Genomic DNA, 21,709 nt, shown 5'->3' with positions numbered 1-21,709 from the left:
CCCCGCAGTGGTTCCACCCGCACCAGCGCGCCGTTACCGACCCGGTCCCGTCCCATGACGGCTCTGATCGCACTCGCCACCAGTATCGGCCTGGCACTGACCCTGCTGACGGCCACCGCCACGCCGGCAGCCGCCGCCGGGATCCCGGGCCCGACGACCGCTTCCCTGGAGGCCGCCGACGGGCCGCTGACCACCGCCACCTACACCGTTCCCCGCCCGAGCGGGTACGGCTCGGGCACGGTCACCTATCCCACGGCCAGGGGCTCGTACCCGGGCGTCGTGCTGATGCCGGGGTACCAGGGCACCCAGCAGAACCTGAAGTGGCTGGCACCCCGCCTCGCGTCCTGGGGCTTCGTCGTCATCAACGTCGGAACGAACACACTCACCGACGATCCCGAATCGCGCGGGCGCCAGATCAGTGCCGCCGGCACCCAGTTGCTCACGCTCGGCAGGACCCCCGGCAACCCGGTGTCGGGGAAGCTGAACGGCACCCTGGGCGCCGCCGGTCACTCGATGGGCGGCGGTGGCGTCATGGCAGCCCTGAGGGACGACCCCCGCTTCCGGGCGGGCGTGCCGACCGCCCCGTACCACCCGAACGGGAACTTCTCCTCGGTCACCGAGCCCACCTTCTTCCTGACCTGCCAGAGCGACCCCGTCGCGCACGGCGACACCTTCGCCGTGCCCTGGTACAACTCCATGTCGCGGGCCGAGAAGCTCTACATCGAGGTACCGGGCGACCATCTGTGCCCGATGACGGGCTACGGCGACAAGGCCAGGCAGGGCAAGTGGATCGTGTCGTTCTTCAGCCTCTGGCTGCGTGCCGACACCCGCTTCGGCCCCTTCCTGTGCGGTCCGGCTCGTGACGCCGACAAGAACAACACCGCCCTGGTCACCCGCTGGATGGACACCTGCCCGTGACCCATGGCGAGGGCCCGCGCTAGTCCATCGTCGAGCCGATGGTCGTGGAGCCGGTCGTCAGGAACGTCGTCGCGGGGAGGGAGCCGTCCGCCCCGCGCGCGGCGTACGCGCTTTTCGCGTCCGTCGACCTGAAGGGCGGGGTGGCGACGCCGCTGTCCCAGTTGTTGCCGGCGGAAACGGCCGCCGAGCCCAGCTTCGCGGGGCCGCCCTGGCCGCCCACGGCGAGGTTCTTGCCGAGGCGGGCCCTGCCGGTCGCGAAGTAGAAGCCGCTCTGGGCGTTGGCGTACGCGGTGTTGCGGTTCAGGGCGATGGCGCCGGTGTTGGAGTTCTCGGTGAAGCCGTGCAGCGTGTTGTCCCAGGCGGCGTTGTTGTTGACGACGTGGGCGACGGAGGCTCCACCGCCGCCCAGTTTGAAGCCGTTGCCGTTGCCCTCGAAGGCCGGGTCGCTCCAGTGGTTCTCGCCGTTGCCGAAGGCCCAGGAGTGCTCGATGGTGACCGGCGAGGAGAACTGCCACAGGTCGAGGCCGTCGTCGGAGTTGTCGTACAGCCGGGCGCCGGTGATCCTGTTGCCCGTCCCGGAGCCGAACTTGACCGCGATGCCGTCGGCGTTCTGGCCGTGGCCGGCCGGGTCGTAGTTGCCGTGGCTGTCCAGGTTCTGCACGAGGTTGCCGGTGGTGCCGTCGCCGCGCAGGGTGAAGCCGGAGTCGCCGTTGTCCGCGGTGACGAGGTTCCTGAAGACGCCGCCGGCCGAGGAGGTGGCGACGAAGCCCTGGGCCGGGGAGTTGACGAAGGCGAGGTTCTCGACGGTCCAGTAGTCGCCGTGGATGCCGGCCAGCCAGGAGCCGTCGGGCAGCTTGGAGCCGTCGATCCGGACCTTCTCGGCGCCGTGGGCGCGCAGCGTGATGCGTGCCGAACTCGTGCCGTTCGCGGTGGACTTGAGGGTCGCGGCCGGATGGTAGGTGCCGCCGCGGACCTGGATGACCATGCCTGCGGTGGCGTTCTTCACGGCCGTTTCGAGCTGGGCCGTGGTGGAGACGGTGACCGTCGACGAGGCGGCCTGCGCGCCGCCGCCGGAGAGCCCGAGATAGACGCCGCCCGCCCCCGAGGCACAGACCACCGCGGCGGCGATGGTGAGCGTACGGGTCCTGCGGTGGCGTCCGGTGCTGAGCAGCACGGAGCGTTCCTTTCCTGGGCGATGGGGACGGAAACGGTCCGGAGGGGCCCGCTCCGGCCCGTTTCCCACCAGCAGTCGCCGCCGAGCCCCGAAAGGGTTGCCGCCGTCACGTGCACGGGCGTGCCCGAGCCTCCGAAAGTTTCGGAACCACCCGCCTCACGCACACCCGTTGACGCCCTGTCCCCGTCCGGTGAAACTCCGAAGGCCGCTACCCAACAGAATCCCCCAGACTCCGACAGGAAGTGTCATGCGCCCCCGCACGCTCCTGCTCCCGTTCGTGGCCCTGACCGGCCTCCTCCTGACCCTTCTCACCGCGCCCCCCAGCACCGCGGACCCCGGAGCACCACCCGTGAAGCACTCCAAGTACGCCGGCTATCTCTTCGCCTACTTCACGGGCGAGGGCACCGCCGACGGCGAGCAGATCCGTTACGCCCTGAGCCGGGGCAACGACGCGCTGCACTGGCGTGAACTGAACGCCGGCAAGCCGGTCCTGACGTCGACGATCGGCGAGAAGGGCCTGCGCGACCCGTTCGTGATCCGCTCCCCTAAGGGCGACAAGTTCTATCTGATCGCCACCGACCTGCGGATGTACCAGAACTCCAGCGGCAGCTGGGACCAGGTGCAGCGGCACGGCAGCAAGTCGATCATGGTCTGGGAGTCCACCGACCTGGTCCACTGGACCGACCAGCGCCTGGTGAAGGTCTCCCCGGACAACGCGGGCAACACCTGGGCCCCGGAGGCCTACTGGGACGACGAGCTCGGCCAGTACGTCGTCTTCTGGGCGTCGAAGCTGTACGCCGACGACGACCCGGACCACAAGGGCAACACGTACAACAAGATGATGTACGCGACCACCAAGGACTTCCGCACCTTCAGCGCGCCGAAGATCTGGAACGACCCGGGCTACTCGGTGATCGACTCCACGGTCGTGAAGTACCAGGACGAGTACTACCGCTACACCAAGGACGAGCGGGACCCCAGCTCCTCCAGCCCCTGCTCCAAGTTCATCACCGGTGAGAAGTCGACGTCCCTGACCTCGACGAAGTACGACTTCGTGGCCGACTGCATCGGCAAGGGCGCGATGGACCGCGGCGAGGGCCCGACGGTGTTCAAGTCGAACACCGAGAAGAAGTGGTACCTGTTCATCGACGAGTACGGCGGCCGCGGCTACGTCCCGTTCGAGACCACCGACCTCTCCTCCGGCAAGTGGACCCCGTCCACCGACTACCAGCTCCCGGCGAGCCCCCGGCACGGCACGGTGCTGCCGGTGACGCAGCAGGAGTACGACCGGCTGCTGGCGGCCTACCCGTCCACCTCGACCTCCGTGATGGACGCGACGGCCCCGCACCAGAAGGGCTACTCGATCGTCACGGAGAGCGCCTCGAAGGTCGTCCTCCCGATGCAGCCGGACGCCGATCTGCGGGGCCTCGCCCCGAAGCTGTGGGTCGGTGAGGGCGCCACGCTGAGCCCGAAGTCCGGGACCCGGCGCGACTTCCGCACGCCGCAGCAGTACACCGTGACGGCGGCCGACGGCACCCGGCGCACCTGGACGGTCGAGGCGGTCCGCACCCGCAGCCCCCTGCTGCCCGGCCTGAACGCCGACCCGGACGTCCACTACCTCGACGGCAGATACTGGATCTACCCCACCACCGACGGCTTCCAGGGCTGGAGCGGCACCCGGTTCAAGGCGTACTCGTCGAAGGACCTGGTCCACTGGAAGGACCACGGCGTCATCCTCGACCTCGGGCCGGACGTGAGCTGGGCCGACAAGAACGCCTGGGCGCCCGCGATAGCCGAGCGGAACGGCAAGTACTACTTCTACTTCTGCGCCGAGCAGCAGATCGGCGTGGCCGTGGCCGACTCCCCCGCCGGCCCCTTCAAGGACGCGCTCGGCAAGCCGCTGGTCGCCAAGGGCGGGGCGCTCAAGGGCCAGATGATCGACCCGGCGGTCTTCACGGACGACGACGGCCAGGCGTACCTGTACTGGGGCAACGGCCACGGATACGTCGTGCCGCTGGGCGACGACATGGTCTCCTTCGACGCGTCGAAGGTGAAGGACATCACCCCGGACAACTTCCGCGAGGGCTCCTTCGTGATCAAGCGGAAGGGCACGTACTACTTCATGTGGTCGGAGGACGACACCCGCAGCGAGAACTACCACGTGGCGTACGCGACGGGACCGTCCCCGCTCGGCCCGTGGACCAAGCGCGGGACGATCCTCCAGAAGCGGCCCGAGTACGGCATCCTCGGCACCGGTCACCACTCGGTGGTGAACACCCCCGGCACCGACGACTGGTACATCGTCTACCACCGCTTCGCCCTCAACGGCCCCGGCCGGCCGGGCGGTGACGGCATGCACCGGGAGACCACCGTCGACCGCATGGAGTTCGCGGCCGACGGCAGCATCAAGCCGGTGGTGCCGACGCTGGAGGGCGTCAAGCCGGTACGGCGATGAGCCTCACAGGACGTCGTCGAGCCAGCTGAAGACCTCGTCCTGCATCTCGCGGGTGAAGACGTGGCCGAGCTCCGGCCACGTCTTCGTCCGTATCCGGTCCTCGGCGTGGCGCGACCGCCACACGGCGCGCAGCTTGTCGTACGCGACCCGTACGCCCTCGGCCGGGAACAGCGTGTCGAGCCCGCCGTCGAAGAAGAGCATCGGCCTGGGGGCGGCGATGCTCGCCACGTCGGGGATGTCGAGGTGCCGGGCGAGGCCCGGGTGCAGCATGTAGTACGCCGACTGCCCGCGCAGCGTGTTGTTGCCGGGCACCATCATCTCCTTCAGGCCGGTCATCCAGCACACACTCGCGGCGGCCGCGATGTGGTCGCTGAGGGCCGCGGTCTGCCAGGCGCGGTAGGCGCCCATGGAGAAGCCGACGGCCGCGACCCGCCGGGCGTCCACCCGGTCGAGTCCCGCCAGGAAGGCGGCGGCCCGCTGGTCCTCCCGGGCCATGAGCCCGGCGAGCGAGGAGCCGAGGTTGTAGAAGTTGGCGGCGAGGGCCTGCTGCTGCTCGTAGGCGAGCGGCCCGCGGTCGCCCCAGCCGAGCGCGTCCAGGCACAGCACCACATAGCCGCGCCGGGCCAGTTCGTCGCCGACGAACCGCCCGCTGAAGTACTTGTCCGCCCAGGCCCTCGCGGAGGCGAGCCTCGTGTCGTCGTACCAGGGCCGGACCAGTTTCTCCTTCCCGATGTCGAACGTGGCCCCGTGGTCGTGCAGGAGCAGCACGGCGGGGAAGGGTCCCCTGCCCTGCGGGGTGAGCAGGACACCGCGCACGCGTTCGTGGCGGGTGAGGGAGACGGTGACCAACTCCCTTGTACAGCCCTCCCCCTGGGCACGATCGGCGACCTCCGGGTCGTACGGCGTCCTGTCCTCCCTTTCGACGAGGAGGTGCTCCTCGACCGTGGCCCGGGCGGCGTGCCGCCAGGCGCGGAAGTCACGGACCGGGGATCTCCCCCAGGCGAGCGGAAAGGTCAGGGCGTCCTTCAGCGCCGGGTGGAAGTCGGGCAGCGGGCCGTCGACGACCGCGGCCTCAGCCCCGCTCGCCGCGCCTGCCGCCAGCAGCGCCGTGCCCGCCCCGACCACGAACGTCCGCCGCCCGAGCGGCTCATGGGTGCCCATACGACCTCCCGGTTCCGGAGTGGCTCAGGACATACCCCTCGACGGCCGACGGGGACCTCAGGGCGCGGTAGTCGTAGACGTCGGCGGGGTCCCAGCCGACATCGTCGGTGAGTCCCAGCCGGCTCGCCACCGCGTTCAGACCGGCGGGCCGGCCGTCGAACCAGGAGCCGGTGTCGTGGAAGTGCTCGCCCCCGTAGGCGGCGACGGTCTGGGACGGCCGCGGGAAGCGGAACACATTGCGCTCGGAGAAGATCGCGGACTCCACGCCCACGCCCAGGGCGTACAGGGGAGCCCTGCCGCGGTAGACGTTGTTGAGGACGTGCACCTGCCCGAAGCGGACCCGCGGGGCGCGCTGCACGACGCCGCTGAACAGGTTGCGGACGAAGGTCACCTTGAGGTGACCGCGGTCCCGGTCGCCGCGGCCGTCGCCCGAGCCGATCAGGATCGCCTTGTCGTGGTCCTCGAACCGGCTCCCGGAGACCGTGACGAAGTCGGAGCCGTCCTCGATGTCCAGCAGTCCGTCGTGCCGCTGCACGCGCTCGCCGTGGAAACCGAGGGGTGCCTCGCGGTCGGGGAACCGGCCGTCGGTGAAGGTGCAGTGGTCGATCCAGATGTTCCTGCCGGTGATCACGGTGAGGGCGTCGAAGCGGGCGTTCCAGCTGCCCCGCGTGCCGTCGTCCGGGGACCAGCTGGTGAAGTGGTCGACGGGGGCCTCCAGATACAGGTTCCGCACGACGATGTTGCTGCCGGTGTCGACCGTCAGGAACACCCCGAGCAGCCGGGCGCCTGGGCCCACGCCGACGAGGGTCGTGTTGCCCGGCACGGTGAGCTGGATCTGCGCCTTCTCCTTGTTCGAGCCGGTCTGGCGCAGTTGCCGCTGCTGCTTGCAGTAGTCGAAGCGGGTGTCGGACCATGCGGCGCCGTCCTCGCCGAAGCAGGACATGTACCGGCCGAGGTCGTATCCGGGCGCGTAGTCCTGCTCGCCGAGCAGGGACCCGTCGTCGCTCTCGTGGCCGTTGACGTCGCCGACGACCCGGATGACCTTGGGTGCGGTAGGGGCGCCTTCGTTGGCCAGTGCCTCCTTGAGCTCGGCGCGGGTGTGCACCGTCCAGGTCGTGCCTCCCGCGCCGCCGGTGGTGCCGGCGCCCCAGCCGAGGGGGCCTCGCTCGGCGGCGGCGGAGGCCTCGGGCGCCCAGAGCAGGCAGACACCGGCGAGCAGGGCGGCGGCCGCCCTACGCACGGGGTCGCCAGTCGCGCAGATACATCGCCTTGGTGTGCGACGCAGCCTCGTCCGCGGTCAGTTGGGGCCGGTTCTCCGGCACCGTGATCACCGCACCCGGTCCCGAGTTGCGGTACTCCCGGAACCGCATGGTCTGCCAGGGATAGGCATCCCGCATGTTGGTGTAGGGAGCGACGGGGTCGATGCCGGGCCCGATCCGGGTCTCGCGCACGACGAGGGACGGCCAGGCGGTGGTCTCGTACGACGGGACCCAGGGCCGGGCCAGCTTGTACGCCGCGTCCTCGGCGCCCGAGGTGATCCGGGAGCGGACGGCGAGGATGCCGTAGGGGTTGGCGCGGGCGGTGGACGGGGCGAAGACCATGCCCTTCGGGGTGAAGTCGACGGCCCGTTGCAGCGTGTGGAAGTGGCAGTCCTCGAAGACGGCCGTGGCCCGGCCGAAGACGAAGTCGACGTCGCCCTCGATGTAGCAGCGGTGGAAGTACTGCCGGTCGAAGGCGTCGAGCGCACTCGTGTCGACGAAGAGGGTGTCCTGGTGGGCGAGGAAGCGGACGTTGTCGAAGGCCGACCGGTCGCCGGTGATGTACGCCGCCACCGCCTGCGTACCCGTGATGTCAGGGTGGTCGGCGCGCAGCCAGTCGTTGGCCAGGGTCAGGTCGCGCACGGTCAGTCCGGGGGCCGCCGCGGTGAGGGTGGCGGAGCCCGCGGTGCCGTAGGTGCCGGAACCGTCGGGCTTCGGGGTGCCGTTGGCGTTGTCGTACACGATCACGGCGTCACGCGGGTCGCAGGTGGCGCCGCACAGCGTCAACTCGGCTTTGTCGGCGGGGACTTCCACCACCTCGCGATAGGTCCCCGGGTGCACGACGATCGTCCAGCCGGGCCCGTCCACCGCGTCCACGGCCGCCTGCACGGAGTCCCCGGGCCGGACGTGCAGGACGCGGCGGCGGGGGTCGGCGACGGCGGGGGTGGCGCCGGCGGCCACCAGGCCGCCGGCGATGCCGGTCATTCCGGCGAGCAGCGTGCGCCGCCGCATCTCAGCAGTCCTTCCACGGCGCCCAGTCGCCGAGGTAGGTCTCGCGGGTGTGCGCCGCGGCCTCCTCGTCCGTCAGCTGGGGCCGGTTCTCGGGGACGGTGATCTCGGCGCCGGGACCGGTGTTGCGGTACTCGGCGAAGCGCTGGTGCTGCCAGGGGTGCTCGGCGCGCATGTTGGCGTAGGGCGCGACCGCGTCGATGCCGGGGCCGAGCCAGGTCTCCCGGACGGTGAGCATGGGACGGACCGTGGTGCTGGAGCTGGGCACCCAGGGGCGGGCCACCTTGTAGTGGGCGTCGGGGGCCTCGCTCGTCACCCGGCCGCGCAGGACCAGGTAGCCGTGCGGGTTGGCGCTCTCCGTGGAGGGGGCGAAAACGAATCCGTACGGGGCCGAGGAGAGGTCCGTGCGGTTCAGCGTGCGGAAGTGGCAGTGTTCGAAGACGGCCGTGGCCCGGCCGAAGACGAAGTCGACGTCGCCCTCGACGTAGCAGTGGGAGAAGTACTGGCGGGCGAAGAGGGTGCCGGCGTTGGAGTCGGCGTACAGAGTGTCCTGGTGGCCGAGGAAGCGGCAGTGGTGGAAGGCCGACCGGTCGCCCTGCACCTTGAGGGCGACGGCCTGGGTGCCGCTGATGCCGGGGTGCTCCTCGCGCAGGAAGTCGTTGGCGAAGGTGATCCGGTGGGCGGTGAAGCCGTCCCCTCGGACGGTGGTGGTGGCCGAGCCGGTGGTGCCGTAGGTGCCCGAGCCGTCGGGCTTCGGGGTGCCGGCCGCGTTGTCGTAGACGATGACGACGTCGCGCGGACCGTCGCCGGCGCCGAGCCAGGTCATCTCCGTGCGGGCGCGGTCGACCGAGACCGTCTCCCGGTATGTCCCCGGTGCGATGACGAGCGTCCAGCCACTGCCGGTCGCGGCGGTCACGGCGGCCTGAACGGAGGTGAAGTCACCCCGGCCGGAGGCGTCGACGTAGAGGGTCTGCGGGGTCAGGCGGGCGGCCGGTGAACCGTAGCGGCCGAAGGGGCGGGGCCGGGCGGCGGCCCGTGCGGGGGGCGAGGCGAGGGCGAGCGCGGCGCCCGCGGTGGCGCTCGCGACGAGGAAACCCCTGCGGGTCAGGGGGCGGTGGGACTGCGAGAGCATGCGGCTGCTCCTTCGCGGTGCGGCTCGTGCGGGGTGAGGGGGCGCGGGGAGGCCGGGCCGGGCACGCCTCGTGGGTGCGCCCGGCCCGGCCCGTTCTCGGGGAAGGGGCGTCAGCAGATGCGGCCGGCGCCCGCGCGGTGGTCGACGATCCCGGGCACGGCCTTCGCCGGGTCGACCTTGGTCCGCAGGGTCGGCGTCCAGCCGGCGCCCGAGCGGAGGGTCTCGTCGGGGATCTCCGCGTTGTGCACGGCGATCAGGTCCACGGCCTTGCCGTTGACGTAGTTGTCGGCGGCGGTGACCGGCGCGTCCATCCACTTCTTCAGGATCTTCGCCGGGCTGATCCCGCTGGGCAGCGTGAAGGCGTTGTGCTCGGCGACGAGCTGGGACTCCTTGCCGATGCCGTAGCTGTAGACGTAGTCCTGGCCGGCCACGAAGTGGTTGTTGTAGGAGTCGACCTGCCCGAAGCGGACGCGCGGCGCGCGCTCGACCAGGTTGCGGAACAGGTTGTGGTGGAGCGTCACCTTGAGCTTGCCCCGGTCACCGACGGCCGTCGACTCGCTGTCGCTGTTTCCGATCATGAGCGTCTTGTCGTGGTCGGCGAAGACGTTCCAGGAGACGGTGACGTAGTTGGATCCCCGGACGATGTCCAGCTCGCCGTCGTGCTGCTGGTACAGCGTGCCGAAGTACGTCGGTGCCGCGCTGTCGGGGTGGCTGCCGTCGGTGAAGGTGTTGTGGTCCATCCAGACGTGGGTGGAGCCGTAGACGACGGCGGTGTCGTACTCGGAGTTCCAGGCGCCCGTGGAGGTGTCGGTCGGGTCCCACTGCGGGAAGCAGTCGAGGGGGCTCTCGAAGGTGAGGTTGCGGACGATGACGTTGTCGACGCCCTTGATCTGGAGGCTGGCGCCCTTGAAGCCCGCGTTCTTCCCCACCCCGATGATGGTGGTGTTGGCGGGCACGCTCGCCTTGATGGCCTTGTCCTGGTTGTCGGCGGAAGCGCGACGCAGCCCCTCGGGGCTGTCGGCGGGCTCGCCGCTCAGGTCCTTGTCCAGCCCCCATGTCTCGGGCGCGTACTTCTTCAGGTAGGCGTCGAAGTCGTATCCGGGCGCGGCGAAGGCGTCGCACCCCTCAAAGACCGCGTCGATGGTCCCCTTCACCTTGATGATCTTCGGTGCGCTGCCGCCCGCGGCGAGGGCGGCCTTGAACTGGGCCCAGGTGGTCACGGTGTACACGTGCGCGGCGTCGGCGGCCGAGCCACCGGTGGTGCCGCTGCCGTACGACCCCCACCCGTCGTTCGCCCCGAGCGTCTGCCGGGCGGGGTCACGGGAGTCGGCCTGGGCGGCGGTGCCGGTGAGGGACAGCGCCAGTGCGGTGCAGCCCGCGAGAGAGGCAACCTTTATGGCATGCCCATGCCATCTACGTGCGTGCATGGTGCGGATCTCCTTTTCCAGGGGCGGGGGTGTTACGCGGCGGCCTGCGGCCAGGTGATCCAGGACTCGGGAATCGTCTCGTCCAGCCGGCGCACATCGCTCGGCCCGAGCACCCGCGTGCGCAGCAGCTCGCGCGCCACGAGCCGCGCCACGGCGATCGCGCCGGGCGGGTTGAAGTGCGTGTTGTCCTGCTCCGTCGCGGTCCAGTTGAAGTACTTCTTCGTCTCCTCGACCCCCAGCCGCTGCCACAGGGCGATCGACAGCGCCTGGATGTCGAGCAGCGGCACGCGCTCCTCCTGGGCGAGCGCGCGCATGGCCGCCGGGTACTCGCCGTGCGTCGGCAGCGCCTTGCCGCTCGCGTCGAACTTGCGCCGCTCGACGGACGTGGCCAGCACGGGCCGCGCCCCGCGGGCCCGGGCCCCGTCGAGGTACATCCGCAGGTAGTCCTGGTACGTCGTCCAGGGCTCGGTGTACCGGGTGGGGTCCTCGGACTTCTCGTCGTTGTGCCCGAACTGGCACAGCAGGAGGTCGCCGGGCTGGATCACGGCGAGGATGGCCTTGAGCCGGCCTTCGTCGACGAAGCTCTTCGAACTGCGCCCGTTCTGGGCGTGGTTGGCGACGTTCCAGCCCTTGAGGAAGAACGGGAGCGCCATGCCCCACCCGGTCTCCGGGGCGTTGTTGGTGTATTTCTGGGCGGCGGTGGAATCACCGGCGATGTAGAGGGTGCGGGTACGGCGGCCCGGGGCGGCCTGAGCGGTACCGGTGGCCGCGAAGGCGAGCGGTACGGCGGCGGCAGCGGCCGCCACGCTGAGCTGTCTGCGGGTGAGCGACACGGGGGTGCCTTTCTCGAACAGCGTACGGAGGAGGAAGTGTTCTGACGGTGCCTTTCAAGGGGGCCCCGCGCCCCTCAGGGGCGCGGGGAACTGAGCGACCAGCCACGACGAATCCAGCAGCCGGCCGCCCACAGAACCGACCGAGCTCTTAGCCCTTCTGCTGCTTCCACTCGGCCTGGGCCTTGTTCAGCTGCTCGGCCATGGTGTCCAGGAAGTCCTTCGCGCTCATCTTCCCGAGCAGCACCTTCTGGAAGTCCGGCTCGTTGTCGGCCTTCGAGATGGTGTTCCAGTCGGGCAGGTAGTACGGCAGCTGCACGATCGTCGTCGACCCGTCGTTCAGCGCGGCAGCGGCCAGCTTCGTGGGCTCGGCCTTGGAGATCCACGCGTCCTTCGCGGCCTCCTTGTTGGACGGGATCGCGCCGGCCGACTCGTTCCACTTGGAGTTCGACTCGTGCGAGACGGCGAACTCGATGAACTTCCAGGCGGCCTCCTTGTTCTTGGAGCTCTTGAACAGCCCCAGCCCGTCGACCGGGTTGGAGACCTGGACCCGCTTGCCGCCCGGGCCGGTGGGCTGCGGGATACCCCGGAACTTGTCGGCGCCCAGGGCCTTCACATGGTCCTGGTACGACCCCAGGTTGTGGTTCAGCATCCCGATCGTGCCGGAGTCCCACTGGGCGACCATCTTGGTGAAGTCGTTGTTCAGGTCGGCCGCCGGCGTGTCCTTCTTGTAGAGGGCGGCGTACTTCTCCAGCGCCTGGACGTTCTTCGGGTCGTTGACGGTCGTCTTCTCACCGCCGGCGTCCCAGAAGGACGTGATCCCGGACTGCCCGTACATCGCGTCCAGGGCCTGGGCGATGGAGCCGGCGCCGCCGCGGATGGTGTAACCGAACTCGTTCTTCTTCGCGTTGGTGAGCTTGTCCGCGGCCTCGTAGAACTTCTCCCAGGTCGACGGCTCGTCCAGGCCCGCCTTCTTGAACAGGTCGGTGCGGTAGTAGAGCGTGCCGTTGTTCGCGGAGGTCGGGATCGTGTACAGGTGCTCGTCCGAGCCGCCGGCCACCTTCACCGACTCGACCATGCCCTCGTTCAGCTTGCCGTTGAGGGAGGACTTGGCGAGGCGGCCCTCCAGCGGCTCCAGCGCGTCCTGGGCGGCGACCCCGGCGAGCATCGCCGCGCCGACTCCGCCGACGTCCGGCAGTCCGCCGCCCTGGACGGCGGTGTCGTACTTCGACTGGACCTCGGTGGCGGCGACCGGGACGTACTGGACCTTGATGTCCGGGTTCGCCTTCTCGAAATCGGCGATGATCTCCTTCCAGATGTCGGTGCGGACACCGCCGTTGTTGTCCCAGAAGACGATCTTGCCCTTGCCGCTGCCCTCTTCGCCGCTCCCGCCGCTGCCGTCATCACCGCAGGCGGTGGCGGTCAGGGCGAGCACGGCCCCCAGCGCGACGGCGGCCGACGTGCGGCGCCCGCCCCTGCTGCTTCTGCCATTGCTGATCTTCATTGGTCGGCTCTCTTCTTCTGGGTCGGACGGAGATATGAAGGTGGGGGGCTGGACGGAGCCCTCGGGCTCAGTGGCGGGCGTACGGCTTCCAGCCGTCCGTGCCCTGGAGGTAGTCGGCGACGGTGTGGGTACGCGCCTCGTCATCGCTCATCTGCGGCCGGTCCTCGGTGACGGCGGCGCCCGGCCCGTAGTTGTGGTACTCGGTGAAGCGCGCGTCCTTCCACGAGAACCCGCTCATGTCGGTCCACGGCGAGGCCTTGATCGCGGCGGGCAGCTCGGTGTCGCGGATCAGCACCTGGGCGATCGCGTCGGGCTGGCCGCCGGGGTGCCACGGGCGCCCCAGGTGGAAGGACCCGGCCGGCGCGTCGCTGACGATCCTGGAGCGGGTGATCAGGAACCCTCGGGGGTTGTCCTTCCAGGTCGAGGCGGCGGTGATCCAGCCGTTGTTGGTGGTGGAGCCCCGGTTCAGGGCGCGGATGACGGACCGCTCGACGACCGTGCTCGCCCGCCCGTAGATGAAGTCGACGTCGCCCTCGATGTACGAGTTGCGGATGTAGACCCGGCTGAGGGTGGTCAGCTTGGGGCTGTCGGTCATCAGGGTGTCCTGGTTGCCCAGGAAGGCGGTGTTCTCGAAGACGATCCGGTCACCGGTCGTCTTCATCGCGAGCGCCTGCTCCCCCTTCAGCTCGACCGCGGCCTCGTCGAAGTCGTTGCTGAAGGTGAGGTTGCGGGCCGTGACGTCGTTCGCGGCGATCCGTACGGTCGCGCTCCCGGTCGAACCCCCGTACTCGGCGGGCGTGTCGAAGACGATGAGGGTGTCGGACCGGTCGTGTCCAGTCCCCTGGAGCAGGATCTTCGGCTTGCCCGCGGGAATGAACACCTTCGCGCGGTACGTCCCCGGCGCGACCGCGATCGTCACGGGCAGGTCGTTGCCGTCGGGCACGGCGTCCACGGCGGCCTGCACGGTCGGGTAGTCGCCCGGGACGTGCAGCGTCACGGCGTCACCGATCCGCTTCTGTGGCCCCGAGAACCGCTTCACCAGCGCGGGGACGGCGGCGGCCGGATCCAGCCGGTAGTCGTAGAACTTCCGCGGGTCGAAGGCGGTACCCCACGCGTCCTGACGTCCGCGGACGTTCTTCAGGATCGACCCGCGCTGCACCAACTCGGCCGTGTCATCGGCCTGGTAGGGGTGCTGGACCCCGTCGTAGTAGCTGTTCTCGATGACCATCTTGGTCTTGCCGCGCGCCCAGTTCCCGTACGTCCACACCGGGTCGTCGTCGGCCACCTGCGCCGACAGGTAGTTGTTGTAGAGGTGGGCGTAGGCGCAGTTGTCGGCGGAGGGGTTGCGCTGCTTCGTGCCCGTGAACCAGTTGTGGTCGATGGTGACCTGGGTGACCACGTTGGGCGTCCAGCCGATCCCGAACGCCTTGTTGTGGTGGCTGAACTGGTTGTAGGAGACGGTGACGTACTGGCTGTCCTTGCGCAGGTCGATCAGCCCGTCGCCCATGTGTGTGAAGCGGTTGTGGTCGATCCAGACGTGGTCGACGGTGTCCATCTGGATGGCGTCGAAGTCCTGGGTCTTGCCGTCCCAGTCGCCCTCGACGTACGAGTCCCGGATCGTCAGGTTGCGGATGATCACGTTGCTGGTGCCGGGGTTGAGGTGCAGTTCGCCGTGCACGATCTCGCCGGTGTCACCGACGCCGACGAGGGTCTTGTTCGAGGTCACGACGATGTTGGAGCCGAACGGCTCGACGTCGATCGCCCCGGAGACACGGATGATGTACGGCTCCTCGGCCGCCGCGTACTTCGCGAGCGAGGCCTGGTCGGTGACGGTGACGACCTTGCCGCCGGCCCCGCCGGTGGTTCCCCCGGCGAGGGAGGCGAAGCCGTGCGGCTGGTCGGCCCAGCGGTCCGCGGTCACCGAGGGGGCGGGGGCGGCGGCCTTCGCCTCCCCGACCGCCCCGACGGCCAGGGCGGCGACCAGGCCCATGACGGCGGCCAGGGTTCTGCCGGTTCCCGGCAAGCGCTTGCTATGGAGGTGCGTCATTGCGGCTCCAACAGGCATACGGGTGGGGTGGGTTACAGTGCGCTGATCCTGAAGTGGGTGAACGTGGCCGTGCCGGCGTGTCCCTGGCCGGCGGGCGCGAGGCCGAAGACGCCGAGCAGGGCGCCGACCCAGCGCCAGGGGGTGGCGGCGAAGACCTGGCCCGAGGGGCGCGGTCCCTCGCCGGTGTCGTGGAAGAACCGGCACCGCGCCCCCGCGCCGATCTCGATCCGCAGCCGCACCTGTCCCTCGGGCGCGAGCCGCGCGTGATCGGCGTCCCGCTCATGCTCGGCGACGGCCTCCGCGAACCGGTGTACGAGATGGACCGTCCCGTCGGTCCCCCGCTGCAGCCCGATCCAGCTGAAGGCGTCCCCGAGGACCGCGAGCCCGGCCCGCGCCCCCGGTTCCTCACTGTCGAGCCGCAGCCCGACCTCGACCGCGCACGGCCTGCCCGGCAGCCGCTGGGTGAGCACGTTCGGCAGCTTGCGCAGGTCGTGCGCGTCGGCCGAGCGGACGCAGGTGAGGCGGAGCCCGTCGCCGGAGTGCTGGGTGGCCCAGCCGTCCTCAGGGTTGGCGGTCCACTGCCACTGGCGGCCGAAGCGTCCGCCGGGGAAGTCGTCGTCGGTGGCGGGCGCGGCGGGCGGCTGAGGCGGCAGACCGGGCAGCGGGTGTACGGCGACGGGAGCGCCGTCGTCGCCCATCACGGGCCAGCCGTCGGCGCCCCAGCGCATCGGCTGGAGGTGCACGACACGGCCGTACGCGCCCCGCTGCTGGAAGTGCACGAACCAGTCCTCACCGGACGGGGTGCGCACCCAGCCGCCCTGGTGCGGCCCGTTGACGTCGGTGTCCTTCTGCTCCAGGACGACCCTCTCCTCGTACGGCCCGAAGAAGCCGCGCGAGCGGAAGGCGCCCTGCCAACCGGTCTCCACTCCCCCGGCGGGGGCGAGGATCCAGAACCAGCCGTCGTGCCGGTAGAGCTTGGGTCCTTCGAGGGTGAACCAGCCCGGGATCCGGTCACCGTCGACGATCACCTTGCCCTCGTCGAGGAGTTCGGTGCCGTCGGGGCGCATCCGGTGGCCGGTGAGGCGGTTCTTGACGCCGGAGCGGGACTTGGCCCAGGCGTGGACCAGGTAGGCCTCGCCGGTCTCGTCGTCCCACAGGGGGCAGGGATCGATCAGGCCCTTGCCCTCCTTGACCAGGTGCGGGGTGGTCCAGGGGCCTCTGATCTCGGGGGCGTTGACCTGGAAGATGCCCTGGTCGGGGTCGCCCCAGAAGATCCAGAAGCGGTCGTCGTGATGGCGGATCGACGGGGCCCAGACGCCGCAGTCGTGGCGCGGCTTCGCGAACTCCTCGGCCGGTTCCAGGCGTTCGACCGCGTGCCCGACCAGCCTCCAGTTGACCAGGTCGCGGGAGTGCAGCAGGGGCAGGCCCGGGACGCGGCCGAAGCTGGAGGCGGTCAGGTAGAAGTCGTCGCCGACGCGCACGAGGTCCGGGTCGGACCAGTCGGCGTCGAGGATCGGGTTGGTGTAGGTGGTGGTCATGGGCTCACCGCCTTGCGCACCAGGGCGGCGGCCGCGTCCCGGTCGAGGCGGCCGTCGGCGACGACGGTGACGATCCGCCGTACGACGGTGTCACCGGGCCCGACGGGCAGCCGCTCCTCGGACGCCAGGGACGAGCCCACGCCCGGGTACTCGGCGGTGCGCACGAACCACGGGTCGCGGCGCGTCTCCTCCGTGGCCCCGGCGAACACGAGGGACCAGCCGGCGCCGACGAGGGCGAGCCAGTCGGCGCTCCTGCCGTGGACCTCGCTCTCCCCCTCGGTGCCGGGCGTGAAGACGTCCGGGGCCTGCTCCTCCTTGCGGGCCCGCCAGAAGAAGCCGCCGTACGCGGCGCCGGGGCGGCCGTTGGTCGCCGGGCTGCCGATCGACAGGGGTCCGGGGGTGACGTTGGTGAGGGAGAAGGTGAAGTCCAGCGCCCAGGCGGTGTCGGTGAGTTCGGTGGCCGCGACCGTACGGCGCTCGCGCAGCAGCTCGGTTCCCGCCGCCACCCAGCGCAGTTCCTCGACGAAGCCGTCGGGGTCGCACAGCTGGAAGGCGGTGTGCCGCTGGGCGCCGTGGTTGTCGAGCTCGGTGGGGCCCTGGTCGCGGACGTAGGTGCGTCCGCCCCAGAAGTTGGACCCCTCGACGTCGGGAACGGCGACACCGACGCCGAGGTGGTGGGTGTGGTCGGCGGGGCTGAGCTCGGTCACCGCCGTGCCGGCCAGGGTGGTGACGGGGTGCAGGTAGGGGCGTGGGGAGAGCCGGGCCGGCAGCTCGGGCCGGGTGACGTACCGGCCGACCGGGCGGCCCGCGACGCGCAGCACCGCGGTGTCGTGGGTGGTCATCAGGTGCTCACCTCTTTCGTTCGTGCCGGCAGCGCCCAGGGGGCGCCCAGCTCGGAGTAGAGGGCGAGGGTGTCGGCGGCGGCCGCGACCAGGCCGTCGATGCCGGGCACGACCCGGCGCTGCTCGTCGGGCAGCAGCCGCCAGGCCTCCTCGGGCAGCGGCGCCGGGTCCGGGGCCAGCCGGATCGCCTCGACGACCTTCATGAAGGCGCCGGTCGAGTCGGGGGTGACCAGCAGCTCGACCCCGCCGGTGAGGTGCGCGACGAGGTTCTCCAGCAGGTCTGTGCGGCCGTACTCGTGCTCCTGCGGGCCGTGCCCGGAGCGCTGGAGCAGCACCCGGTCCTGCTTGTACCAGAAGGTGATCCGGCCCCGGTCGCCGTGCACCAGGACGTACGGCTCGTCCGGCTGCTCGGCGCACAGGGTCACGGCGACGACGATCTGGCGGCCCCGCGCGGTGGTGACGCGCAGGCAGGAGGTGTCGTCGGACTCGATGTCGTTGGCGCGCAGCAGCTCGGTCTCGATGTCGGTGACGTCCTCGGCCCGGGTGGAGTCGTCCAGGGCGAGTGCGGTGGCGACGGCGTGGGCGAGCGGGTTGGTCAGGACGCCGTCGACGACGTCGACGCCGTTCAGCCGCCGCCTGCCCGCCCAGGGTGCCCGCCGGTAGTAGGACTCGGCGCGCGCCCAGGCACCGGCGCCGCCGATCCCGGCGACCTCGCCGATCGCGCCCTCGGCCATCAGCTCACGGATCGCGGGCACGGCGTGCGAGCCCAGCGACTGGAAGCCGATCTGGCAGACGACCCCGGCCGCGGCGACCCCGTCGGCCATGCGCCGGAACTCGGCGTAGGAGGGAGCGGGGGGCTTCTCCAGCAGAAGGTGCACGCCCCTTCGGGCTGCCGTCAGCGCGAGGTCGGTGTGCGTGGGGATGGGCGTGCAGATCACCGCGATCTCGGCGCCGGTGGAGTCGAGGAGCGCGCCGAAGTCGGCGGACTGCTCGGGCGCGCCCGAACCCCTCAGGCCCTCGGGGAGCTCGTCGCCGGTCAGCGGGGTCAGCTCGCAGATGCCCGCCAGCCGGACGATGCCCTTGTCCTGGAGCCGGCGGATGTTGTCGAGGTGCCAGCGGCCGTGGCCGCGCGCGCCCGCCAGGACGACGGGGACGGCAGTGCTCATCGGATCCTCCCCGCGCCGGCGCCGCGGGCCACCTCTCGGTCGGCCGCCTCGGCGCTGTCGATCTTTGTGTGCAGGGTAGGTGTCCAGCCGACGTCGGCCGTGAGGTCGCGCTCGCTGCCGGAGTTGTAGGCGTTGTAGATGGCCAGGAGGTCGACCGGGTAGCCGTTGAAGAGGGTGCCGGACTGGTGCAGCGCGGTGCCGTTCCAGCTCTTGACCAGGTCGGCGGCCTCGACGTGGCCCGGCGTGTGGAAGGCGTTGTTCTCGGCGAAGACCGCCGACTCGGTGGAGACGCCGAGGGAGTAGCGGTAGTCGGCGTCGTCCTCGTCGACGACGTACCGGTTGTTATAGACGTGCACCTGTCCGAAGCGGACGCGGGGCGCGCGCTGGACGACGGACGCGAACGCGTTGTGGTGCAGGGTGACCCGGAGCCTGCCGCGGTCGCCGGACGCCGTGTCGCTGCTGCCGATGAGCATCGCCTTGTCGTGGTCGGCGAACCGGCTCCAGGAGACGGTCACCAGGTCGGAGCCGTTGGTGATGTCCAGCAGGCCGTCGTGGCGGAGGTAGTTGCGGGCGAAGTAGGTGGGCTCCTTCTCGTCGGGGTGGCCCTTGTCGCTCGCGGTGACGTGGTCGACCCAGACGTGGGTGGCGCCGTTCAGCCAGAGGTTGTCGTACGCCGTCTTCCAGTCGCCGAGGCCGCCGGTGTTGGGCTGCCAGACGGGGAAGCAGTCGTAGGCGTCGCGCAGTTCGAGGTTGCGGACGATGACGTTGTCCGCGTTCCGGATCTGGAGGCTGGCGCCCTTGAGGACGGCTGTGTTCCTGGAGTCTCCGAGGCCGACGATGGTGGTGTTGGAGCCGACGCGCAGTTCGACCCGCTCGGCCTGCTTCGCCGCGGAGGCCCGGCGGGCCTCCTCCTGCGGGCCGCTGGGCTTGGCGGAGCCCCAGGTGCGGGGGTCGTAGGCGGCGAGGTACTTCTTCAGGCTGTAGCCGTCGGTGGCGTAGTCGGCGCAGTCCAGGTGGTCGCCGTCGTCGTCGGTGTTGGCGTCGATGGTCCCCGCGATCTTGATGATCTTCGGGGTGGCGCTGCCGCCGTCGAGGGCGCGGACGAGTTCGGCGCGGTCGGTGACCGTGTACACGTGCGCGTCGTCGGCCGCGGCGCCGCCGGTGGTGCCGCCGTCCGCGGCGGCCCAGCCGTCGTTCGTGGGCAGGGTGTCACGGCTGATGTCCCGGACCTCGGCGTGCGCGGGGACGCACAGGAGCCCCAACAAGGCTGTCGCGACGGTGATCTGACGGAGTCTCATCCCTTCACCGCCCCCGCGCTGAAGCCGGTGATCAGCCACTTCTGGATGAAGGCGAACACGATCACGACCGGCACGGCCGCGATGATGCCGCCCGCGGCGAGGGCGCCCAGGTCGACGCTGTCCGCGCTCATCAGGGTGTTCAGGCCGACCGGGATGGTCTGCTTGTCCTGGTTGTTGAGGAACATCAGGGCGAACAGGAAGTGGTTCCAGGAGTGCACGAAGGCGAAGGAGCCGACGGCGATCAGGCCCGGCCGCAGCAGCGGCAGCACGACGATCCGGAAGGCCGTCATGCGGTTGCAGCCGTCCACCCAGGCCGCCTCCTCCAGGGAGTACGGCACGTTCTTGATGAAGTTGCTGATCAGGATCATCGACAGCGGCAGCTGGAAGACCGTCTCGGCGAGGATGACGCTGCCCAGGCTGTTGATCATCTGGAGTTCGGCGAAGATCTCGAACAGCGGGACCAGCAGCAGCGCGCCCGGCACGAACTGGGAGCACAGCAGGCCCAGCATGAACGCCCGCTTGATCTTGAAGTCGAACCGGGCGAGGGCGTAGCCGCCGGCCAGGGCGACGAGGGTCGTCATGACCAGGGTCGCGACGCCGACGAGCACGCTGTTGGCGAAGTAGGTGCCGAAGCTGCGCTCCGTCCAGACCTTCTCGAAGTGGTCGAAGGTCATCGGCCAGGGCACCAGCGAGGTCGAGCCGGCCGGGCGCAGGGCGAACAGCAGGATCCAGTAGAAGGGGATGAGGGTGAAGACCAGGTAGATCCCCAGGGGCAGGTAGATCTGCCAGCGGGGCGCCTCGTCCCAGGCACGTCTGCCCTTGGCGGGACGCGGCGGTTCGGGGGCGACGGGCGCCGGAGCGGGCGCCGCCTTGGTGGCTTCCTTGACGCTCACTTGCTCTCGCCTCCGAACTTGCTCAGCCGCAGATAGACCATCGAGCAGAAGAGCAGGATCACGAACGCGACCGTGGTCAGGGCGGACGCGTAGCCGAAGTTGTGGGCGTCGACCGAGGTGTTGGCGATGTAGAGCGGGAGGGTCGTGGTCTCCCCCGCCGGGCCGCCGCCGGTCAGTGTGTAGAGCAGGTCGACGTTGTTGAACTCCCAGACCGCGCGCAGCAGCGTGGACAGGATGATGGCGTCCTTCAGATGGGGCAGCGTGATGTGCCAGAACTGCTTGAGGCGGCTGGCCCCGTCGACCTCGGCGGCCTCGTAGAGGTCCTTCGAGACGGACTGGAGGTCGGCGAGGATGAGGATCGCGAAGAAGGGCACACCGCGCCACAGGTCGGCGACGATCGCCGCCGGGAAGACGGTGGAGGTGTCCGACAGCCAGCTGGTGCCGTAGGAGCCGATGCCCATGTCGGCGAGGTAACGGCTGATGCCCGTCTGGGAGTTGTACAGCAGCACCCAGATCGCGGAGGTCAGTACGCCGGAGACGGCCCACGGGGAGAAGACCATCGCGCGCCCCAGGCCCCGGCCCACGAAGGTCTGGTTGACGATGAGGGCCAGCGCGAGACCGAACAGCAGCTGGAGGCCGACCTCGACGAACACCCACTTGGCGCTGAAGGTCAGCGTGTCCCAGAACTGCGGGTCCTTGGTGAAGATCTCGACGAAGTTGTCGAAGCCCGCGTAGCCGTTTCGCCACGGCTTGGTGGGGTTGTAGTTCTGCAGGCTGTAGTAGAAGACGCTGATGACCGGGTAGGCGATGAAGCCCAGCATCAGCAGGGCGGCGGGTGCGATCAGCAGGTAGGGGAGCCTGCGCGGGGTGGCGGAGGCACGGCGCCGCCGGGGTGGCGCGGGCGGTTTCGCCACGGCTGCGGCTTGGGCCATGACTGTTCTCCGTTCTCAGTACGTCGTGGTGCGTCGTGCGTCGGTTCGTGCGTGGGAAGCGCTTTCTTCCTGTGCAGGGTCGTGCCGGGGTCGTGCTGAGGTACTCCGGTGGTGCTGAGGTACTC

Annotated in this window: 17 protein-coding genes; 2 read left to right on the top strand and 15 right to left on the bottom strand. The window is 70.2% G+C overall.

Annotated elements, in window-relative coordinates:
- The first annotated feature begins 54 nt into the window (after positions 1 to 54).
- Positions 55 to 918 (top strand): triacylglycerol lipase, encoded by an 864-nt coding sequence (locus ACFZDA_RS24860; protein WP_391085525.1) that lies wholly within the window; start codon positions 55 to 57, stop codon positions 916 to 918.
- Between the two features lie 19 nt (positions 919 to 937).
- On the opposite strand, the gene ACFZDA_RS24855 is transcribed toward ACFZDA_RS24860, so the two are convergent.
- Positions 938 to 2,092, bottom strand: coding sequence for a right-handed parallel beta-helix repeat-containing protein (locus ACFZDA_RS24855; RefSeq protein WP_391085522.1), 1,155 nt, complete (start codon positions 2,090 to 2,092; stop codon positions 938 to 940).
- Between the two features lie 247 nt (positions 2,093 to 2,339).
- Here ACFZDA_RS24855 and ACFZDA_RS24850 point away from each other — a divergent pair, with 247 nt between their 5' ends.
- Positions 2,340 to 4,547: a family 43 glycosylhydrolase gene (locus ACFZDA_RS24850; protein WP_391085520.1), complete on the top strand. Its 2,208-nt coding sequence runs from the start codon at positions 2,340 to 2,342 to the stop codon at positions 4,545 to 4,547.
- 3 nt (positions 4,548 to 4,550) lie between these two features.
- On the opposite strand, the gene ACFZDA_RS24845 is transcribed toward ACFZDA_RS24850, so the two are convergent.
- From ACFZDA_RS24845 to ACFZDA_RS24780, 14 genes are all read right to left on the bottom strand, one after another.
- Positions 4,551 to 5,708, bottom strand: a complete 1,158-nt coding sequence (locus ACFZDA_RS24845) for a dienelactone hydrolase family protein (protein ID WP_391085518.1) — start codon at positions 5,706 to 5,708, stop codon at positions 4,551 to 4,553.
- The gene (locus ACFZDA_RS24840) at positions 5,695 to 6,948 is read right to left on the bottom strand and encodes a polysaccharide lyase family 1 protein (RefSeq protein ID WP_391085516.1); all 1,254 of its coding nucleotides are present in this window, start codon (positions 6,946 to 6,948) and stop codon (positions 5,695 to 5,697) included. Before ACFZDA_RS24840 ends, ACFZDA_RS24845 begins: the two co-directional genes overlap by 14 nt.
- Positions 6,941 to 7,978 carry a pectinesterase family protein gene (locus ACFZDA_RS24835; protein ID WP_391085514.1) on the bottom strand — a complete coding sequence of 346 codons (1,038 nt, stop codon included), beginning with the start codon at positions 7,976 to 7,978 and terminating at the stop codon, positions 6,941 to 6,943. The genes ACFZDA_RS24840 and ACFZDA_RS24835 overlap by 8 nt, the downstream gene beginning before the upstream one ends.
- A gap of 1 nt (position 7,979) precedes the next feature.
- Complete coding sequence (locus tag ACFZDA_RS24830; protein ID WP_391085512.1) at positions 7,980 to 9,107, bottom strand: pectinesterase family protein; 1,128 nt, start codon at positions 9,105 to 9,107, stop codon at positions 7,980 to 7,982.
- Between the two features lie 110 nt (positions 9,108 to 9,217).
- Positions 9,218 to 10,534, bottom strand: a complete 1,317-nt coding sequence (locus tag ACFZDA_RS24825) for a polysaccharide lyase family 1 protein (protein ID WP_391085510.1) — start codon at positions 10,532 to 10,534, stop codon at positions 9,218 to 9,220.
- Positions 10,535 to 10,566: 32 nt separating this feature from the next.
- Complete coding sequence (locus ACFZDA_RS24820; RefSeq protein ID WP_391085508.1) at positions 10,567 to 11,367, bottom strand: GDSL-type esterase/lipase family protein; 801 nt, start codon at positions 11,365 to 11,367, stop codon at positions 10,567 to 10,569.
- Between the two features lie 148 nt (positions 11,368 to 11,515).
- Complete coding sequence (locus tag ACFZDA_RS24815; RefSeq protein WP_391085506.1) at positions 11,516 to 12,868, bottom strand: extracellular solute-binding protein; 1,353 nt, start codon at positions 12,866 to 12,868, stop codon at positions 11,516 to 11,518.
- Positions 12,869 to 12,935: 67 nt separating this feature from the next.
- Complete coding sequence (locus tag ACFZDA_RS24810; protein ID WP_391085504.1) at positions 12,936 to 14,915, bottom strand: pectinesterase family protein; 1,980 nt, start codon at positions 14,913 to 14,915, stop codon at positions 12,936 to 12,938.
- A gap of 32 nt (positions 14,916 to 14,947) precedes the next feature.
- On the bottom strand, positions 14,948 to 16,453 hold the full coding sequence (locus ACFZDA_RS24805) for a family 43 glycosylhydrolase (protein WP_391085502.1): 1,506 nt from the start codon (positions 16,451 to 16,453) through the stop codon (positions 14,948 to 14,950).
- Complete coding sequence (locus ACFZDA_RS24800) at positions 16,450 to 17,295, bottom strand: DUF6807 family protein (protein ID WP_391085500.1); 846 nt, start codon at positions 17,293 to 17,295, stop codon at positions 16,450 to 16,452. The genes ACFZDA_RS24805 and ACFZDA_RS24800 overlap by 4 nt, the downstream gene beginning before the upstream one ends.
- On the bottom strand, positions 17,295 to 18,461 hold the full coding sequence (locus tag ACFZDA_RS24795) for a Gfo/Idh/MocA family oxidoreductase (protein ID WP_391085498.1): 1,167 nt from the start codon (positions 18,459 to 18,461) through the stop codon (positions 17,295 to 17,297). The genes ACFZDA_RS24800 and ACFZDA_RS24795 overlap by 1 nt, the downstream gene beginning before the upstream one ends.
- On the bottom strand, positions 18,458 to 19,759 hold the full coding sequence (locus ACFZDA_RS24790) for a polysaccharide lyase family 1 protein (RefSeq protein ID WP_391085496.1): 1,302 nt from the start codon (positions 19,757 to 19,759) through the stop codon (positions 18,458 to 18,460). Before ACFZDA_RS24790 ends, ACFZDA_RS24795 begins: the two co-directional genes overlap by 4 nt.
- On the bottom strand, positions 19,756 to 20,652 hold the full coding sequence (locus tag ACFZDA_RS24785) for an ABC transporter permease subunit (RefSeq protein ID WP_391085494.1): 897 nt from the start codon (positions 20,650 to 20,652) through the stop codon (positions 19,756 to 19,758). The genes ACFZDA_RS24790 and ACFZDA_RS24785 overlap by 4 nt, the downstream gene beginning before the upstream one ends.
- On the bottom strand, positions 20,649 to 21,584 hold the full coding sequence (locus ACFZDA_RS24780) for a sugar ABC transporter permease (protein ID WP_355843882.1): 936 nt from the start codon (positions 21,582 to 21,584) through the stop codon (positions 20,649 to 20,651). The genes ACFZDA_RS24785 and ACFZDA_RS24780 overlap by 4 nt, the downstream gene beginning before the upstream one ends.
- Positions 21,585 to 21,709 lie beyond the last annotated feature (125 nt).

This window comes from Streptomyces sp. NPDC007991, assembly GCF_042958445.1.
Taxonomy (GTDB): domain Bacteria; phylum Actinomycetota; class Actinomycetes; order Streptomycetales; family Streptomycetaceae; genus Streptomyces.
This window is presented reverse-complemented; position numbering and strand designations above follow the sequence as displayed.

Coding starts and splice junctions, on each gene's coding strand:
- ACFZDA_RS24825 (WP_391085510.1), bottom strand. CDS start 10,534: ATGCACGCACGTAGATGGCATGGGCATGCCATAAAGGTTGCCTCTCTC.
- ACFZDA_RS24805 (WP_391085502.1), bottom strand. CDS start 16,453: ATGACCACCACCTACACCAACCCGATCCTCGACGCCGACTGGTCCGAC.
- ACFZDA_RS24835 (WP_391085514.1), bottom strand. CDS start 7,978: ATGCGGCGGCGCACGCTGCTCGCCGGAATGACCGGCATCGCCGGCGGC.
- ACFZDA_RS24790 (WP_391085496.1), bottom strand. CDS start 19,759: ATGAGACTCCGTCAGATCACCGTCGCGACAGCCTTGTTGGGGCTCCTG.
- ACFZDA_RS24850 (WP_391085520.1), top strand. CDS start 2,340: ATGCGCCCCCGCACGCTCCTGCTCCCGTTCGTGGCCCTGACCGGCCTC.
- ACFZDA_RS24845 (WP_391085518.1), bottom strand. CDS start 5,708: ATGGGCACCCATGAGCCGCTCGGGCGGCGGACGTTCGTGGTCGGGGCG.
- ACFZDA_RS24830 (WP_391085512.1), bottom strand. CDS start 9,107: ATGCTCTCGCAGTCCCACCGCCCCCTGACCCGCAGGGGTTTCCTCGTC.
- ACFZDA_RS24780 (WP_355843882.1), bottom strand. CDS start 21,584: ATGGCCCAAGCCGCAGCCGTGGCGAAACCGCCCGCGCCACCCCGGCGG.
- ACFZDA_RS24810 (WP_391085504.1), bottom strand. CDS start 14,915: ATGACGCACCTCCATAGCAAGCGCTTGCCGGGAACCGGCAGAACCCTG.
- ACFZDA_RS24800 (WP_391085500.1), bottom strand. CDS start 17,295: ATGACCACCCACGACACCGCGGTGCTGCGCGTCGCGGGCCGCCCGGTC.
- ACFZDA_RS24860 (WP_391085525.1), top strand. CDS start 55: ATGACGGCTCTGATCGCACTCGCCACCAGTATCGGCCTGGCACTGACC.
- ACFZDA_RS24795 (WP_391085498.1), bottom strand. CDS start 18,461: ATGAGCACTGCCGTCCCCGTCGTCCTGGCGGGCGCGCGCGGCCACGGC.
- ACFZDA_RS24815 (WP_391085506.1), bottom strand. CDS start 12,868: ATGAAGATCAGCAATGGCAGAAGCAGCAGGGGCGGGCGCCGCACGTCG.